We start from the raw sequence: 1258 nt of genomic DNA on the forward strand, positions 1-1258 counted from the left end.
AGAGGGAGGTGAAAAGAGCCTGAAACCAGATGGCTACAGGCAGGTAGGGCGTGAAAGAGCTTTATGCTCAGCGTCCTGCTATACGTTCCGAAAAACGGGCCAGGGAGTTTCTGGCGATGGCGAGGCTAAGTGCTTTAAGCACGGAGCCGTAGCGAAAGCGAAAGCCTGCAGTGTCTTATGACACGAGAGGCGAGGTATGATTGCCTTAAGTCATCGTCAGAAGACCCGAAACCGGTTGATCTATGCGCGGCCAGGTCGAAGCCTTCCTTAAGGGAGGTGGAGGACCGAACCGGTGCTGACGTGCAAATCGCTCGGATGAGCCGCGTATAGGGGTGAAAGGCCAATCTAAACCGGAGATAGCTGGTTCCCTCCGAAGCTTCCCGCAGGAAGTCCTCCGGCGAGGTAGGTGGCGCGGTAGAGCACTGATTGGGTGTTTAGAGGAGGAAACTCTTCGGCACCCTGTCAAACTCCGAATGCGTCACCGCCGTAGACCCGGGGAGTTCGGGCGCCTGGGGTAAGCTTGGTGTCCGAAAGGGAATGAACCCAGCCTTACGTTAAGGTCCCCAAGTACTGGCTAAGTGCGACCCAAAGGCGGTCCACATCCTAAAACAGCTGGGAGGTAGGCTTAGAAGCAGCCATCCTTTAAAGAGTGCGTAACAGCTCACCAGTCGAGGATGTGGGCTCCGAAAATGGACGGGGCTCAAGCCAGTCACCGATACGTAAGCACGATGAGTGGGTAGGAGGGCGCGGTGTATGGGCAGAAGCTGGGGCGTGAGCTCCAGTGGACCGTGCACCGTCGAGAATCCTGGCGAAAGTAGCAGCAAAGTCGGGTGAGAATCCCGACCGCCGAAGGGGCCAGGGTTCCACGGCAATGTTCGTCAGCCGTGGGTTAGCCGGTCCTAAGGATTACCCCAACTGGAGTAATCCGAAAGGGAAGCGGGTTAATATTCCCGCGCTACCATAGACTATACTCCATGTATGAAGCATCTGGATAGGCTGAGTAGTGCAGTCGCACTATCTAAGCACTTAAGCCCCCGGAGTGCCGTAATGGCGAGAAGGGGGTGAAGGTGTGATGGGGTCCCCAATTGAGGGGACTTCAGCTGATTCCTGGTGCCCGTGAAAAGTACATGGCGTGGTCTATGGTATCCGTACCTAGAACTGACACAGGTGCCCCTAGGTGAGAAGCCTAAGGCGTGTCGGACTAATCCGCCCGAGGGAACTCGGCAAACTAGCCCCGTAACTTCGGGAGAAGGGGTGC

1 rRNA gene is annotated in these 1258 nt (G+C 56.5%); it reads left to right on the forward strand.

The window, feature by feature from the left end:
• Window position 1: 1 nt before the first annotated feature.
• A 23S ribosomal RNA gene (locus tag H5T44_06385) occupies window positions 2-1258 on the forward strand; the annotation flags it as partial.

The sequence above is a fragment of the Thermoplasmatales archaeon genome, assembly GCA_014361195.1.
Classification (GTDB): domain Archaea; phylum Thermoplasmatota; class E2; order UBA202; family JdFR-43; genus JACIWB01.